The organism is Pseudomonas sp. Eth.TT006 (assembly GCF_054456575.1).
Window position 1 is genome coordinate 140,430 of sequence record NZ_JBTJEN010000005.1, and the last position, 13,024, is coordinate 153,453.

Sequence of the window (13,024 nt, forward strand, 5' to 3'; positions counted from 1 at the left end):
TACTTAATGCTACAAATGTAATTCAATTTTGGAATATGTAGTTTTTGTTGAAAAATCGCAGCCTGCCCCTGTAGGAGCTGCCGCAGGCTGCGATCTTTTGATCTTCCGCTTACAGAAAATCCCTATAGGCGAACAAAGCCGGCGCCCCACCGGTATGCAGAAAAATGATCGGCCCCTCATCGAAACGCTGCCGCCCGATGCCATCGAGCAAACCGGCCATCGCCTTGCCGGTATAAACCGGATCCAGCAGCACCGCTTCCTGACTCGCCAGAAGCTTCACCGCTGCCAACGTCCCGGCATTCGGCTCGCCATAACGCGGACCAAAATATTCGTCCCACAACTCGACCTTGAAACTGGCCGGCAGTTCGACGCCAAGCAGCTCTGCCGTGCGTTCCGCCAGGCCCTGCACCTTCGGCCGCTGATCTTCTTCACTGCGCGAAACCGTCACGCCGATCACCGGCAATTGCGGCAGCACTTCGCTCAACGCCAAGGCCAGACCACTGTGCGTCCCGGCACTGCCCGAGGCCAACACCACGGCGGCGAAATCAAGGCCGGTGTCCTTGATCTGCTCGGCCAGCTCCAGACCGGCGCGCACATAGCCCAATGCACCGAGGGCATTCGAGCCGCCAATCGGCACCAGATAAGGTTTTTTGCCGTTGCTGCGCAGGCGCACGGCGAGGGCGGCCAATTGTTCGTCGGCGTTATCCAGGTTGTCGACCAGTTCGACCTTGGTGTCGAACAGATCCAGCAGCAGGCGGTTGCCGTTGCCGGTGTAATTGCTGTCGTCGGTGCCCAGCGGATTTTCCAGCAGCGCCACGCAACCCAGGCCCAGTCTGGCCGCCAGCGCGGCGGTCTGGCGCACGTGGTTCGATTGCAGGGCGCCGGCGGTGATCAGCGTGTCGGCACCCTGGGCGAGGGCATCGGCGGCGAGGTATTCGAGTTTGCGCAGTTTGTTGCCGCCCATGGCCAGCGGCGTCAGATCATCGCGCTTAATGTAGATGTCGCGGCCGAGCCAGGCGGACAGGCGTTCGAGTTTTTCCAGCGGCGTGGATTGTCCGAGCAGGTCGAGACGGTTAAAGCGTTCCAGCTGTTGTTTGATCATGAGTCCGTACTGGCGCAGAAAGATGCAAGGACTATAGGCACGCGGTTTTACCGGGGCAACCGCCAATCGCTTATAGCCAAACGTGCTTAAGCCAGTACTATCGGTTCTTAATTCGCCCTCATGGGTGTGCCGTAAAGTAGTCGCCATTAACGCGGCCAGACCGTCCGGCCGCCCGTGAGGAGTCTTTACCGTGAGTGAGCGTTCCAGCCATTGGCAACTGCAGACCATCGTCAGCCAACTGCGCAGTGCGCGGGATCAGTGGCGCGCACAAAATGGCCGCGCCTCCGGCGAGCAGGGTGGCCGGGAGTTGCCGTCCCGGGCGGCGATGGCGGAGATTCTCGAGGCGTTGTGTGGCGCGCTGTTCCCGATGCGCCTGGGGCCGGTGGATTTGCGTGAGGAGAGTGAAGACTTCTATGTCGGTCACACCCTCGACACGGCGCTGAATGCCTTGTTGGCGCAAGCCCGACTGGAATTGCGCTACATCGCCCGCCATAGCGCGCAGGATGACAGCGACGTCGAGAAGCAGGCGATCCGCATCATCCAGGACTTCGCCCTGGCCTTGCCGGGCCTGCGCAGCCTGCTCGACACCGACGTGCTGGCGGCCTATCAAGGTGACCCGGCGGCGCGCAGCGTCGATGAAGTGCTGCTGTGCTATCCGGGGATTCTCGCGGTGATCCACCATCGTCTGGCGCACCATCTGTATCGCGCCGGATTGCCGTTGCTGGCGCGGATCAGCGCGGAGATTGCGCACTCGGCGACCGGTATCGATATTCACCCGGGCGCGCAGATCGGCCGCAGTTTCTTCATCGATCATGGCACGGGCGTGGTGATCGGCGAGACCGCGATCATTGGTGAGCGCGTGCGGATCTATCAGGCGGTCACCCTGGGCGCCAAGCGCTTTCCGGCGGATGAGGACGGGCAGTTGCAGAAGGGCCATCCCCGCCATCCGATTGTCGAGGATGATGTGGTGATCTACGCCGGGGCGACGATCCTTGGGCGGATCACCATCGGCAAGGGCTCGACCATCGGCGGTAACGTCTGGCTGACCCGCAGTGTGCCGGCTGGGAGCAACCTGACCCAGGCCAATCTGCAGCATGATGACGGGACGCAGAAGTAGGGCTTTAACGGCTTACCCTCACCCCAGCCCTCTCCCCGAGGGAGAGGGGGCCGACCGAAGTGTCTTGCGTCATACATCGACCTGAAATATCGGGGTGATTATGGATTCGGCACAGCAAGATCACGTCGGCGTATCTCTCAAATATTCCCCAATCAGTCCCCTCTCCCTTTGGGAGAGGGTTAGGGTGAGGGGCTATTGAACGAATCCCCGTAAACCAGCGTCATACCCCTCCTCAAGCCAGTGTGGGAAAGCTACCGCCTGGCCGTGCGATTAGTCCTTGGCGCCCTATCCATGTTTAACTTGAACGTTCATTCAAGTTAAACCGGTGGTTCGCTGCCCGCTCACAACAGGAGGCTTGCCTTTGCTGAGTCCGATCATTTCAGCCACGTTTCAACCCCTCGAGGTGCACCGTTCATGAGTGCATCGTCTACCCCCGCCAGCGGTCTGGTGCGCATGAATCCGCCGGTGTTCTACTTCGCTGCGACGGTCATTCTGCTGTTTGGTCTGGTTGTCATCGGCATGCCGCAACAGGCCGGAGCCTGGTTGCTGGCCGCGCAAAACTGGGCGGCCAATACGGTCGGCTGGTACTACATGCTGGCGATGACCCTGTATCTGGTCTTCGTGGTGGTCACCGCGTTATCGGGCTACGGCAAGATAAAACTCGGTGCCGACCACGACGAGCCCGAATTCAGTTACCTGTCCTGGGCCGGCATGCTGTTCGCCGCCGGTATCAGTATCACGCTGTTTTTTTTCTGCGTCTCCGAACCGCTGACCCACATGCTGCAGCCGCCGCAAGGCGAGGCCGGCACGGCGGACGCGGCGCGCCAGGCGATGCAGATTCTGTTTCTGCACTGGGGCCTGCACGGCTGGGGCGTGTTCGCCTTCGTCGGCATGGCCCTGGCGTATTTCGCCTACCGACATAACCTGCCGCTGGCCCTGCGTTCGGCGCTGTACCCGCTGATCGGCAAACGCATCAATGGCCCGATCGGTTACGCGGTGGATGGCTTCGGCATCATCGCCACGGTGTTCGGCCTCGGTGCCGACATGGGCTTCGGTGTGTTGCACCTCAATTCCGGCCTGGACTATTTGTTCGGCATTGCCCATACCCAGTGGATTCAGGTTGGCCTGATCACGCTAATGATGGGCGCGGCGATCATCGTCGCCGTCTCCGGCGTTGATAAGGGCGTGCGGGTGATGTCCGACATCAACATGCTGCTGGCCTGTGCGCTGCTGCTGTTCGTGTTATTCGCCGGCCCGACCCAACACCTGTTGAACACTCTGATCCAGAACCTCGGCGACTACCTCGGCGCCTTGCCGATGAAGAGCTTCGACCTCTACGCCTACGACAAGCCGAGCGACTGGCTCGGTGGCTGGACGGTGTTCTACTGGGCCTGGTGGATTGCATGGTCGCCATTCGTGGGCCTGTTCATCGCACGGATCTCCCGTGGTCGCACCATCCGCGAATTCGTCTTCGGCGTGCTGCTGATTCCGCTCGGTTTCACCCTGGCGTGGATGTCGATCTTCGGCAACAGCGCCATTGATCAGGTGCTCAACCACGGCATGTCGGCACTGGGCATGTCGGCCCTCGACAATCCGTCGATGAGCCTTTACCTGCTGCTGGAAACCTACCCGTGGAGCAAAACCGTGATCGCGGTGACGGTGTTCATCAGCTTCGTGTTCTTCGTCACCTCCGCTGACTCCGGCACTGTGGTGCTCTCGACCCTGTCGGCCAAGGGCGGCAATCCGGACGAAGACGGGCCGAAATGGCTGCGGGTGTTCTGGGGCGCGATGACGGCGCTGATCACCAGTGCGCTGCTGTTCTCCGGGAGCATCGATGCGCTGAAGTCGGCGGTGGTGCTGACCTCGTTGCCGTTTTCGATGATCCTGTTGTTGATGATGTGGGGCCTGCACAAGGCGTTCTATCTGGAGTCGCAGAAACAGATCGCGCAGTTGCATTCGCTGGCCCCGGTTTCCGGTTCACGCCGTGGCACGGGCGGCTGGCGTCAGCGCCTGAGCCAGGCCGTGCACTTCCCGTCGCGCGACGAGGTGTATCGCTTCATGGACAGCACCGTGCGCCCTGCGATTGAAGAAGTGACGGCGGTGTTCGTCGAAAAAGGCCTGAATGTGGTCACCCAGCCGGATCCGGCGCATGACAACGTCAGCCTGGAAATCGGTCACGGTGAATTGCACCCGTTCATCTATCAGGTGCAGATGCGCGGCTACTTCACGCCGTCGTTCGCCCGCGGCGGCATGGGCTCCAAGCAACTCAACAACCGCCGCTACTACCGTGCCGAAGTGCACTTGAGCGAAGGCAGTCAGGACTACGATCTGGTGGGTTACACCAAGGAACAGATCATCAACGACATCCTCGACCAGTACGAGCGCCACATGCAGTTCCTGCATCTGGTGCGTTGATCGGCCGCTGGGCGCCGGGACGTTTACGACTCGGCGCTCAGCACCATGAACAACACCATCGCCGCCACCGGCACCCCGAATACCGCACTGCCCACCGCGAATTCCGACCCCAGCGGCTGCCCGGCATGCACCACCCCCACCGCGCCATTGATCACCGTCAACGCCAGCCATAGCGCGGCGAAGCTGTAGGCCAGAGTCTGCCGACTGAAGCCGACGCGCTCGCCGATATAGAGCATCAGGGCGAGCAGGATCAGACCGAAGAAAATGATGATGGTGGTGTGCATGGCTTTGCCTACGGGATATGCGGTGCTTGACCGGCCGCCTTCGCGGGCAAGCCCGCTCCCACAGGTTTTTGGGTTGAGCACAGACTTTGTGAACGACACGAAACCCTGTGGGAGCGGGTTTGCCCGCGAAGGCGCCACCTCGGTGTTTACTAGAGCATAGCCAAGCCAGCCCACATCAATACAAGCCAGGCTTTTGCTCAGACACATTTCGAGACTCGTTCAAACAGTTCTGGTCGTCGAGGCATTTGCTTGCCGGCCCGCGCCTGCCATCGGTCTAACCGATAACGGAGTGAACATCTCGTCAGCTAATATTTGTCTGAGTGTGTACTGTGTGTATAAATAAACTGTGCACGCCCTAAATTAACCAGCTCATGGTGTTGAACAGGGCGAAGGAAATGCGTAGTCGGGAAATGATCAGGATGATCGAGGAGGACGGTTGGTATCTCGTTGCAACGAAGGGCAGCCACCATCAATACAAACATCCGCACAAGTCGGGTCGGGTGACGGTAAAGCACCCGGATTCAGATCTACCCAAAGGGACCATCAACAGCATTTTGAAACAGGCGGGTTTGAAATGAGGCCCGTTATTGGCAATGAAAGTCCTGTTATAGACATGTCAGAGGAAGGGTTCACATCTATGAAATTCCCGGTCGTTCTGCATAAGGATGCCGATTCAGACTACGGCGTGATTGTCCCGGATGTGCCGGGATGCTTCTCCGCAGGTACTTCGGTAGCCGAAGCGTTTGAAAACACTCAGGAGGCTCTGGCCTTGCACTATGAGGGACTGGTGGCCGATGGCGCACCGTTGCCCCGGGTACAGGGCATTGATGCACATCTCGACAATCCGGATTACGCGGGTGGAATCTGGGGTGTTGTCGACTTTGATATCACGCCCTATTTCGGCAAGTCGGTACGCTTCAACGCCTCGCTGCCCGAACAACTGCTTGAGCGTATCGATCAGACAGTCCGGCGGGATCAGCGCTACAGTTCCCGTTCCGGGTTTCTGGCCGCTGCGGCATTGCGCGAATTGTCGGCATAACGAAGACCCTGTAGGGCTGCCGCAGGCTGCGATCTTTTGCTTTTGTTTTTTAGAAGCAAGATCAAAAGATCGCAGCCTGCGGCAGCTCCTACAGGGGGGCGTTGGTTCAGGTGCTTTCGCGCTCGATCACTTCGCACTGCAGCAAATTCAGGCGCTGTACCTCATCGCTCGGCAAAACCCCAAGGCTTTCCAATACCCGCGTTGCCGCCAGCACGCCAATCTCCAATGCCGGTGGTTTGATCGTGCTCAGGCTCGGCAGCAGCATTTCGGCAAACGGGTAATCGCCGAAACCGAGTACGGCGCAGTCTTCGGGGATTTTCAGGCCTGCGCGTTGCCCGGCGAGCAGGCCGCCGGCGGCGAGGTTGTCGTTGGCGAAGATTATTGCGTCGGGGCGGGGGGCAGCGTTCATCAGCGCTGCCATTGCCTGTTTGCCGGCTTCGAATGGCGCGCGATCGGCGTCGGGGGCGAACACCCAGGGCTCCAGGCCGGACGCTCTTAAGGTCGTCGCGTAACCGTCGCGGCGTTCCAAAGCGCTGTAGTCGCCAGGCGCACTGTTTTGTACAAACGCAATGCGTCGATAGCCTTTTCCCAGCAGATATTTCACTGCCTTCACGCCCACTTCAAAATGCGAAAAGCCGATCTGCATCGGCTCGCGATCCGGTTGGTAATCCCAGGTTTCGATCAGCGGAATCTCCGCCTCGGCGAGCATCTTTTCCGTGCCGGCACTGTGGAAGTGACTGGTCAGCACCAGTGCCGCTGGCGACCAGCCGAGAAACGCGCGCACGGCGTTTTCTTCCTGCTCGGTGCTGAAGTAACTCGACGCCAGCAGCAACTGATAACCGTGACGGCTGAGGGTGTCGCTGAAGCCCTGAATAGTGTTGGCAAAGATCGGCCCGGAGATATTCGGGATCACCATGCCGACGATTTTGCCCCGCGCCGAAGCCAGCCCTCCGGCCACCAGATTCGGTACGTAACCCAACTCGGCAACTACCGCCGCAATCCGTTCGCGGCGTTCGGCCGAGACCGACTCCGGTTGATTGAAGTAGCGCGACACGGTGATCGCTGACACACCGGCCTGGCGCGCCACCGCATTCAGGGTCACACGTCCGGCGCCACGGCGCTTGCGGGTTTTTTCCTGGTTCAACTCACGATCCTTTCTAAAAACCAAAACGCATATAAACGTAATTTTTCAGTATTGGACGCTCTATGGGCGGCTTGCCAATATTAGCGATGTTAGCGCTAACAAAGCGCGCTGTCTGCTACTCGCTCGAGCGAATGCCCAAGACACCGATTCAGGCGCTGCCCGCAGAACGGCAGCGGTTCAGGGGCAATTTCGAGCGGGCAACCATGCACAACATTCCTGGGGCAACAAACAAACTGGCGCAATCGATCCGCGCCGCGGGCTGGATTTTCACCGGGCTGGCGGCATTGCCGCTGGCCGACGCGCTGGCAGCGGACAGCGAACAAGAGCCGACGCTCAAGTCGGTGACGGTCACCGCGACCCGCCGCGAAGAGTCGCTGCAAAAGGTCCCGGTGGCGGTCTCGGTGATCGACGGCGAACAACTGGAACGCGACAACCGCAACGGCGTGGCCAGCATCGTCCAGCAAGTGCCATCGCTGAATTTCCGCACCGGTGCATCGAACAAGGACACTTCGTTGTTCGTGCGTGGCGTCGGCACCATTTCCACTTCGCCCGGTGTCGAGCCAACGGTGGCCACGGTGATCGATGGCGTGGTCTACGCGCGTCCCGGTCAATCGACCCTCGATCTGCTGGATCTGGAGCGAGTCGAAGTGCTGCGTGGCCCGCAAGGCACGCTGTTCGGCAAGAACGCCTCGGCCGGTGTGCTCAACATCACCAGCAAGGCGCCGACCAACGAGACCCATGGCTACATCGATCAGTCGTACTACAGCGGCAACGAAAGCCGCACCCGCTTTGGCATCGGCGGCAGCCTGATTCCGGACACGCTCAAGGGTTCGATCAGCACCCTGTTCGGCACGTACGACGGCAACGTCGACAACAAGAACAACGGGCAGGAGGTCAACGGTTACAACCATCGCGGCGTGCGCGGCAAACTCGAATTCACCCCGAACGATGACGTCACCTTCACCCTGATCGCCGACTACATGCAGGCCCACGACGACGGCCCCAACGGGGTGGTCAGCCAGTCGCTGACGCCGGCATTCGCCAACGCGCTGAGCCCGGTCTACGCCAGCAGCCACAACCGCGACATCAACACCGACACCCGCAGCCACGTCGAGGACACCAACAAAGGTCTGTCCGGCCAGCTTGACTGGCAATTGGGCGATTACACCCTGACCTCGATTACCGCGTGGCGCGGCTGGGACAACACGCAGTATCAGGACGGCGATCGCCTGGGCACGATAACCCCGGCGTTCCCCGGTACTGCCGACAAAGGCGATCTGGCCTTCGATCAATACTCGCAGGAGCTGCGTCTGGCCTCGCCGAAAGGTGAATTCCTCGAATACGTCGGCGGCCTGTTCTACATGCACGGCAAGGACGACGAGACCTATCAGCGCACCTTGACCACCACCACGCGCACTGACCGTGGCGTTGCCGACTACAGCACCACCAGCGACAGCTACGCCGCGTTCGGCGAAACCACGCTGAACTTCACCTCGGACTTCCGCGGCATCGCCGGTCTGCGCTACACCCACGATGAGCTGGAATACGATCACCGCCGCGTCTCGACCTCGGCGACCACGGTCAGCGGCATTCAACCGGCGACCCGCAGTTCCGGTTCGGTGGACGAGGACGGCTGGTCCGGTCGGCTCGGCGTGCAGTACGACCTCAGCGATGCCGTCACTACTTACCTGACCTATTCGCGCGGCTACAAAGGCCCGGCCTACAACGTGTTCTTCAACATGCAGCCGCGTGACACCGAGGCGCTGAAACCGGAAACCTCCAACACCTGGGAAGTCGGAATCAAAGCCACCAGCTGGAACAACCGCCTGACCACCAACCTTGCGGTATTCCACAGCGACTACGACAACTACCAGGCGAATTTTTTCGACACGGTCGCCGGGCAAGTGGTGACGCGGCTGATCAACGCCGGCAGCGTCAGCACCGAAGGCGTCGAACTCGACTACGCCTTGCAGGCGACCCAGCAATTGAAGTTCTCCGGCGCGCTGGCTTACACCCGCGCCCGCATCGATCAATTCAGCTGCCCGGCAGGCGCGGCGGCGTCGTGCAACGTCAACGGCAAACCGCTGCCGTTCAGCCCGGACTGGAAAAGCTACGTGCGCGCTGATTACAGCATCCCGCTGGAAAACGGCCTGGATATCGAACTCGGTACTGACTACAGCTGGCAGAGCGAAGTGCAGTACGACATCAGCCAGAACCCCGACACCAAACAAGGCGCCTATGGCATCTGGAACGCCAGCGTCGCGTTGGCCGATTACAGTAACGGCTGGCGCGTGGCACTGTTGGGCAAGAACCTCGCCGACAAGTCCTATTCGCCGCTGCTCGCCAGCGGCGGCAGCTACATCTACCGTGCCGTGCCAAGGGATGACGAGCGCTACTTCGGCGTGCAACTGCGCAAGGATTTCTGAGATGAGCAGACAGTTGAAACTGGGCGCATTCCTGATGGCCACCGGGCACCATGTGGCGGCGTGGCGTCATCCTGATGTGCCGGCCAATGCCGGTCTGGATTTCGCCCATTACAAGCGTCTGGCGCAGATTGCCGAGGCGGCAAAATTCGACACGCTGTTTGTCGCCGACAGTGTGGCCGCGCCGACGCAGGCCATCGCCAGTCGCATGGCGCGCTCCGATCACTTCGAGCCGCTGACCTTGCTCTCGGCGCTGAGCGCGGTCACCGAGCACATCGGCCTGATCGCCACGGCCACAACCAGTTACAACGAGCCGTACCACGTGGCGCGCAAGTTCGCTTCGCTCGATCACCTTTCCGGAGGGCGAGCGGGGTGGAATCTGGTGACCTCGGACAACGCCGCTGAAGCGCTGAATTTCGGCCGTGCCGAGCACATCGGCCATGCCGAACGCTACAGCCGCGCGCGCGAGTTTCATCAGGTGGTCACCGGACTGTGGGACAGCTGGGAGGACGATGCGTTTGTGCGCGACAAGGCCAGCGGCGCGTATTACCACCCGGCGAAGCTGCATGTGCTGGATCATGTCGGCGAGCACTTTCGGGTGAAAGGTCCGCTGAATATTGCGCGCTCGCCGCAGGGTCAACCGGTGATCGTGCAGGCCGGTTCATCAGAGACCGGGCGTGAACTGGCGGCGCAGACCGCTGAGGTGGTGTTCACCGCGCAAACCTCGCTGGCTAATGCGCAGACGTTCTACGCCGACCTCAAGGGCCGTTTGGCCCAATACGGACGCCATGCCGATTCGCTGAAAATCATGCCGGGGGTGTTTGTCGTCGTCGGGCAATCGGAAGCCGAAGCGCAGGAAAAATGTGAAACGTTTCAGCAATTGGTCGAACCGGAGGTTGGCGTCGCCTTGCTTGGGCGTATGCTGGGCAACTTCGATTTGTCGAAGTACCCGCTGGACGGCCCGTTGCCCGAGCTGCCGCTGACCGATAGCGGCCAGCAGAGCCGGCAGAAATTGCTGACTGAACTGGCGGGGCGCGAGCGTCTTTCGCTGGCCGAATTGGGCCGCAGGATTGCCGGCGGACGCGGGCATTACAGCCTGGTCGGTACTCCGGTGCAGATCGCCGATCGCTTGCAGGAATGGTTCGAACAGGGCGCGGCGGATGGCTTCAACGTGCTGGTGCCGCACCTGCCCGGCGGGCTCGAAGACTTCGCCCTCGGCGTGGTTCCGGAACTGCAGCGGCGTGGGCTGTTCAGAACCGAGTATGAGGGCCGGACCTTGCGCGAGCACCTGGGCCTGGCCCGGCCTGTAAATCGCTTTGCATGATAGATAGAGCTTTTGTGGTGAGGGGATAAATCCCCTCACCACAAAGGTGCCCGGTTACAGATGACTAAAAGACCAACAAGAGAGGATTCGATGACTTACACCGCTGCCGAAAACCGCTACGACTCCATCCCTTACCGCCGCGTCGGCCGCAGCGGTCTGGTGCTGCCGGCGCTCTCGCTGGGCCTGTGGCACAACTTTGGCGACAGCACGCCGATCGCCACCCAGCGCGCCTTGCTGCGCACCGCGTTCGATCTGGGCATCAACCACTTCGACCTCGCCAACAACTACGGCCCGCCGTACGGCAGCGCCGAGATCAATTTCGGCCGCCTGCTGCGCGAAGATTTCAAGCAATATCGCGATGAGTTGATCATCTCCAGCAAGGCCGGTTGGGACATGTGGCCAGGCCCCTACGGCCAGGGCGGCGGCTCGCGCAAATACGTGCTGGCCAGCCTCGACCAGAGCCTGCAGCGCCTGGGCCTCGACTATGTGGACATCTTCTATTCGCACCGCTTCGATCCCGATACGCCGCTGGAAGAAACCGCCAGCGCTCTGGCCACGGCGGTGCAACAGGGCAAGGCGTTGTACATCGGCATTTCGTCGTACTCCGGGGTGAAAACCCGTGAGATGGCTGCGCTGCTCAAAGAGTGGAAAGTGCCGTTGCTGATTCACCAGCCGGCGTACAACCTGCTCAATCGCTGGGTGGAAAAAGACCTGCTCGACACCACCGACGAACTCGGCACGGGCGTCATCGCCTTCACCCCGCTGGCGCAAGGTCTGCTGACCGACAAATACCTTAACGGCGTGCCGGCGGATGCGCGGGTCAACCGTCCGGGCGGCGGTTCGCTGCAGGCATCGCACCTTTCCGAGGCCAACATCGCCCACGTGCGCGCGTTGAACGAAATCGCCAAGCGTCGCGGCCAGAGTCTGGCGCAACTGGCACTGGCCTGGACCTTGCGTGATCCACGGGTGACCTCGGCACTGATCGGCGCGAGCCGGCCGGAGCAGATTATCGAGAACGTTGGCGCGTTGAAGAATTTGAGTTTCAGCGCGGAGGAGCTGGCGGAGATTGACCGGTTTGCCCAGGAGGGCGGGATCAATCTTTGGGAGAAGCCTTCGACGGCGGAATAGGTGATTGGCGCCGATTTGTTCGGCGCCTGCTCTGACGCCTTCGCGGGCAAGCCCGCTCCCACAGGGTTCGAGTCGTACACAACATTGGCGAACGCCACGGTAACTGTGGGAGCGGGCTTGCCCGCGAAGGCGTCAGTTCAGACAACAAAAGAACCGGTCTCACCTGAAAAACGGCACATCCCCCAACACCGTCGCCCGCTGCATCACCCGCCGTGCAGGGCGGTAATCATCCACCGCGTAATGCTGGGTCACGCGGTTGTCCCAGAAGGCGATGTCGTCTTTCTGCCAGCGCCAGCGAATGGTGAATTCCGGGCGTGTCGCGTGGGCGAACAGGAATTTCAGAATCGCCTCGCTCTCGGTTTCCGCCAGCTCGTTGATCTTCGAAGTGAAGCCTTCGTTGACGAACAGCGAGCGGCGGCCGCTCACCGGATGGGTGCGGATCACCGGGTGTGACAGCGGCGGATTCTTGCGCCGTGCCTCTTCCCACTGCGCCAGCGCTTGCGGTGTGTTGCCGTAGCGCTCCAGCGGAAACGAACGGGTGAAATCGTGCGTGGCGGTCAACCCTTCAAGCAGGGTCTTCATCGGTGCCGACAGCGCTTCATACGCGGCAATTCCGCTGGCCCACAAGGTGTCGCCGCCGAACTCCGGCAGCAGCTTGGCGCTGAGTACTGCGCCCATCGCCGGGGTCGGCAGAAAGGTCACGTCGGTGTGCCAGATCGCGTTGTCGCGCACGTCAGTGACGGCGGTGTCGAGGATCAGCACTTCGGGCTGCTCCGGCACATTCGGGTAGATCGGGTGAATGTGCAGGTCGCCAAAATAAGCGGCGAAACGTGCCTGTTGCGCTGGCTCGATCGGCTGATTGCGGAAGAACAGCACCTGATATTTGAGCAGCGCCTGCTCTATGGCGTCGCGCTGTTCGAGGTTCAACGGCTGGCTGACATCGATGCCGCTGATCTGTGCGCCGAGGGCCGAGCTTAAGGGAGTGATGGTCAGGCTGCTCATGGTGGTTCTCTACCGTCTCGGGAGTGCTTTGCTTTTGGTGGGAGCG

Annotated in this window: 11 protein-coding genes; 7 read left to right on the forward strand and 4 right to left on the reverse strand. The window is 61.0% G+C overall.

Going from position 1 to position 13,024, the window contains the following annotated elements:
* Positions 1–109: 109 nt before the first annotated feature.
* Positions 110–1,102, reverse strand: a complete 993-nt coding sequence (locus tag ACXR0M_RS10150; protein ID WP_458831778.1) for a D-cysteine desulfhydrase — start codon at positions 1,100–1,102, stop codon at positions 110–112.
* 190 nt (positions 1,103–1,292) lie between these two features.
* Between ACXR0M_RS10150 and epsC the strand changes: the two genes are divergently transcribed.
* Entirely contained in the window at positions 1,293–2,219 is a 927-nt protein-coding gene (gene epsC / locus ACXR0M_RS10155) for a serine O-acetyltransferase EpsC (protein WP_458831779.1), read from the forward strand.
* Between the two features lie 453 nt (positions 2,220–2,672).
* Positions 2,673–4,634 (forward strand): choline transporter BetT, encoded by a 1,962-nt coding sequence (gene betT / locus ACXR0M_RS10160; protein WP_458831960.1) that lies wholly within the window; start codon positions 2,673–2,675, stop codon positions 4,632–4,634.
* Between the two features lie 23 nt (positions 4,635–4,657).
* Here the strand turns inward: betT and ACXR0M_RS10165 are convergent, their stop codons facing one another.
* Entirely contained in the window at positions 4,658–4,918 is a 261-nt protein-coding gene (locus tag ACXR0M_RS10165; protein ID WP_458831780.1) for a hypothetical protein, read from the reverse strand.
* Between the two features lie 395 nt (positions 4,919–5,313).
* On the opposite strand from ACXR0M_RS10165, the gene ACXR0M_RS10170 reads away from it, so the two are divergent.
* Both ACXR0M_RS10170 and ACXR0M_RS10175 read left to right on the forward strand, forming a co-directional pair.
* Entirely contained in the window at positions 5,314–5,496 is a 183-nt protein-coding gene (locus ACXR0M_RS10170; protein ID WP_458831781.1) for a type II toxin-antitoxin system HicA family toxin, read from the forward strand.
* Positions 5,493–5,957 carry a type II toxin-antitoxin system HicB family antitoxin gene (locus tag ACXR0M_RS10175; protein ID WP_458831782.1) on the forward strand — a complete coding sequence of 155 codons (465 nt, stop codon included), beginning with the start codon at positions 5,493–5,495 and terminating at the stop codon, positions 5,955–5,957. The genes ACXR0M_RS10170 and ACXR0M_RS10175 overlap by 4 nt, the downstream gene beginning before the upstream one ends.
* 106 nt (positions 5,958–6,063) lie before the next feature.
* Here ACXR0M_RS10175 and ACXR0M_RS10180 read toward each other — a convergent pair whose 3' ends face one another.
* The gene (locus ACXR0M_RS10180; protein ID WP_458831783.1) at positions 6,064–7,101 is read right to left on the reverse strand and encodes a LacI family DNA-binding transcriptional regulator; all 1,038 of its coding nucleotides are present in this window, start codon (positions 7,099–7,101) and stop codon (positions 6,064–6,066) included.
* A 203-nt stretch (positions 7,102–7,304) separates the two neighbouring features.
* Between ACXR0M_RS10180 and ACXR0M_RS10185 the strand changes: the two genes are divergently transcribed.
* The 3 genes from ACXR0M_RS10185 (at position 7,305) to mgrA (ending at position 11,976) form a co-directional block, all read left to right on the forward strand.
* Positions 7,305–9,527, forward strand: coding sequence for a TonB-dependent receptor (locus ACXR0M_RS10185; protein WP_458831784.1), 2,223 nt, complete (start codon positions 7,305–7,307; stop codon positions 9,525–9,527).
* A 1-nt stretch (position 9,528) separates the two neighbouring features.
* Entirely contained in the window at positions 9,529–10,848 is a 1,320-nt protein-coding gene (locus tag ACXR0M_RS10190; RefSeq protein WP_458831785.1) for an LLM class flavin-dependent oxidoreductase, read from the forward strand.
* 90 nt (positions 10,849–10,938) lie between these two features.
* Positions 10,939–11,976 carry an L-glyceraldehyde 3-phosphate reductase gene (gene mgrA, locus ACXR0M_RS10195; protein WP_458831786.1) on the forward strand — a complete coding sequence of 346 codons (1,038 nt, stop codon included), beginning with the start codon at positions 10,939–10,941 and terminating at the stop codon, positions 11,974–11,976.
* 159 nt (positions 11,977–12,135) lie between these two features.
* On the opposite strand, the gene tauD is transcribed toward mgrA, so the two are convergent.
* On the reverse strand, positions 12,136–12,978 hold the full coding sequence (gene tauD / locus ACXR0M_RS10200) for a taurine dioxygenase (protein ID WP_458831787.1): 843 nt from the start codon (positions 12,976–12,978) through the stop codon (positions 12,136–12,138).
* Positions 12,979–13,024: the final 46 nt, after the last annotated feature.

Excerpts from the sequence above, each read along its gene's own strand:
- ACXR0M_RS10190 (WP_458831785.1), top strand. The coding sequence starts at position 9,529 with ATGAGCAGACAGTTGAAACTGGGCGCATTCCTGATGGCCACCGGGCAC.
- betT (WP_458831960.1), top strand. The coding sequence starts at position 2,673 with ATGAATCCGCCGGTGTTCTACTTCGCTGCGACGGTCATTCTGCTGTTT.
- ACXR0M_RS10185 (WP_458831784.1), top strand. The coding sequence starts at position 7,305 with ATGCACAACATTCCTGGGGCAACAAACAAACTGGCGCAATCGATCCGC.
- ACXR0M_RS10170 (WP_458831781.1), top strand. The coding sequence starts at position 5,314 with ATGCGTAGTCGGGAAATGATCAGGATGATCGAGGAGGACGGTTGGTAT.
- mgrA (WP_458831786.1), top strand. The coding sequence starts at position 10,939 with ATGACTTACACCGCTGCCGAAAACCGCTACGACTCCATCCCTTACCGC.
- ACXR0M_RS10165 (WP_458831780.1), bottom strand. The coding sequence starts at position 4,918 with ATGCACACCACCATCATCATTTTCTTCGGTCTGATCCTGCTCGCCCTG.
- ACXR0M_RS10175 (WP_458831782.1), top strand. The coding sequence starts at position 5,493 with ATGAGGCCCGTTATTGGCAATGAAAGTCCTGTTATAGACATGTCAGAG.
- tauD (WP_458831787.1), bottom strand. The coding sequence starts at position 12,978 with ATGAGCAGCCTGACCATCACTCCCTTAAGCTCGGCCCTCGGCGCACAG.
- ACXR0M_RS10150 (WP_458831778.1), bottom strand. The coding sequence starts at position 1,102 with ATGATCAAACAACAGCTGGAACGCTTTAACCGTCTCGACCTGCTCGGA.